Here is a 2,286-nt window from a genome sequence, read left to right on the forward strand (position 1 = left end):
CACTTCTTTCTTTGGCCTGCAGATTTTCAATTTGTTTTTCAACGCACTGGGCAAGTATCTTGTCCAATGAGTCTAAGAATATATCTTGTTCATTATCATCATCTAGGGGGATTTCCCACCCTGCGAGACGAGATAGTAAAGCCTCGTGGCTACTGTTTCGCCAATGTTCTATTAACTGGCCCGTAGTTATATTGGGATGCGAGTGGCAATATTCAAGCACCTCAACAAATAAACTTAATCCTGGTACTGTTAACTCTCTCACAGTTGTAAGATCTGGTACCATTTGAGCATAGCTCGGATTCTGAATAAGCAAAGCGATTACTTCGCGCATTGGAGTCCGCTTAATCTCTTTGTGTGGCTGAGGTCGAGTTTCTAGGTTCCTCTTACGGGGTTGGCGTAAGCGATTATCGAAACCTGTGCGCTCATCGAGTAGTTTTTCCAGCAACTCTTGAAAGTAAGGATCTGGGATCTTATTGATCAGAGCACTCGCATGAGCACGTAGAGCCGATTTACCTTCATTACTGCCAAGGTTTAACTGATGAATTTCAATTAGGTTATCGAATAGATAACTCGATAAGGGGGTCGCCTGCTCAGCCTGTTGTTCAAAAGCGTCTTTGCCATACTTACGTATGTAGCTATCAGGATCTTCACCATCAGGTAAGAAAAGGAATTTCAGCGTATTACCGGTTTTGAGGTACTGGAGGGCATTTTCTAATGCGCGCCACGCCGCTTCTTTACCTGCTCGGTCACCATCGTAACAACAGACGACGCTATTGGTTTGACGGAACAGCAGTTGAATGTGATCGCCAGTGGTAGAGGTTCCTAACGAGGCTACAGAATAATCCACACCATATTGAGCGAGTGCAACGACATCCATGTAACCTTCAACAACTAAGATTTGGCGAGGCTCACGGTGTGCTTGCATGACTTCGTAAAGTCCGTATAGCTCTTTGCCTTTATGGAAGATAGGTGTTTCTGGCGAGTTAAGATATTTAGGTGTCCCATCACCAATCACTCGACCACCAAAACCGATCACCCGGCCTCGACGATCTCGAATAGGGAACATGACTCGACCGCGAAAACGATCATAGCGATTGCCTTTGTCGTTTTCGATCAGCATACCGCCAGAAACTAGCATTTCCTGTGTTTGTTGCTGTTGCCCAAAGTTCTTACGCACCAGATCCCATTCGTCAGCCACGTAACCGATACCGAATTTTTGTACGATCTCGCCAGATAGGCCACGATCCTTTAGGTATTCGATCGCGATCTTACTTGATGATTGCTTTAGTTGATCGCGGTAGAACTGAGCAATACTGCCCATAAGATCATAAAGAGTACGTTTTTGTGCTGTACTGGCCTGTGGCTGACTAGATTGAAAACTACCACCTTGGCGCTGCTCTCTTGGCACATCTAAGCCAAGGAATGATGCGAGCTCTTCAATAGCCTCAACGAATTCTAAGCGTTCATACTCCATCAAAAAATCGATGGCATTACCGTGTACGCCACAACCAAAACAGTGATAAAACTGCTTCTCTTGGCTTACGCTAAATGAAGGGGTTTTTTCGTTGTGGAAAGGGCAGCAAGCACCGTAGTTTTTGCCTTTTTTCTTAAGTTTTACTCGTGCGTCAATGATGTCGACGATATCAAGCCGAGCTAGTAAGTCATCAATAAAGCTACGAGGGATGTGTCCTGACATAAAACCTTAGAAAAACGCAATAACCATGGAAAGGGCTAGATACAAACAAGCCGTGCGTTCCAGAGGATAGCACGGCTTGCTGCAATTTGGGGTGGGTAATTAAGCCAGTTTAGCGCGAACTAAACCACTTACTTTACCCATGTCTGCACGCCCTTGAATTTGTGGCTTAAGAACACCCATTACTTTACCCATGTCTTGCATGCCCGCAGCACCTGATTCTGCAATCGCACTTTCTACTAGTGCAGCTACTTCATCTTCAGTTAGCGGTTGAGGCATAAAGTCCTCAAGTACGGTAATTTCAGCTTTCTCAGCATCTGCTAGATCTTGACGACCAGCAGCTTCAAATTGCGTAACAGAATCGCGACGCTGTTTAACCATTTTTGTCAGCACAGCAAGAATGTCATCGTCATTCAGAGTAATCTGTTCGTCGACTTCACGTTGCTTAATAGCAGACAGTGCTAAACGGATAGTGCCAAGGCGCAATTTGTCCTTGGCTTTCATCGCTAATTTTTGCTCTTCTTTGAGCGTGTCAATAAGAGCCATAACTATAATCCTTTAGGACTTAGTTATTAGTACAGGCGAACGCGACG

2 protein-coding genes are annotated in these 2,286 nt (G+C 44.9%); both read right to left on the minus strand.

The window, feature by feature from the left end; translation table 11 throughout:
* Positions 1-1,696: DNA primase (dnaG, locus tag AC4MRV_RS21915; protein ID WP_491189386.1), on the minus strand; the 1,696-nt coding region annotated here is incomplete at its 3' end.
* 99 nt (positions 1,697-1,795) lie between these two features.
* Entirely contained in the window at positions 1,796-2,239 is a 444-nt protein-coding gene (locus AC4MRV_RS21920; RefSeq protein ID WP_038137687.1) for a GatB/YqeY domain-containing protein, read from the minus strand.
* Positions 2,240-2,286: the final 47 nt, after the last annotated feature.

It is taken from the genome of Vibrio sp. (genome assembly GCF_984391705.1).

Coding starts and splice junctions, on each gene's coding strand:
- AC4MRV_RS21920 (WP_038137687.1), bottom strand. CDS start 2,239: ATGGCTCTTATTGACACGCTCAAAGAAGAGCAAAAATTAGCGATGAAA.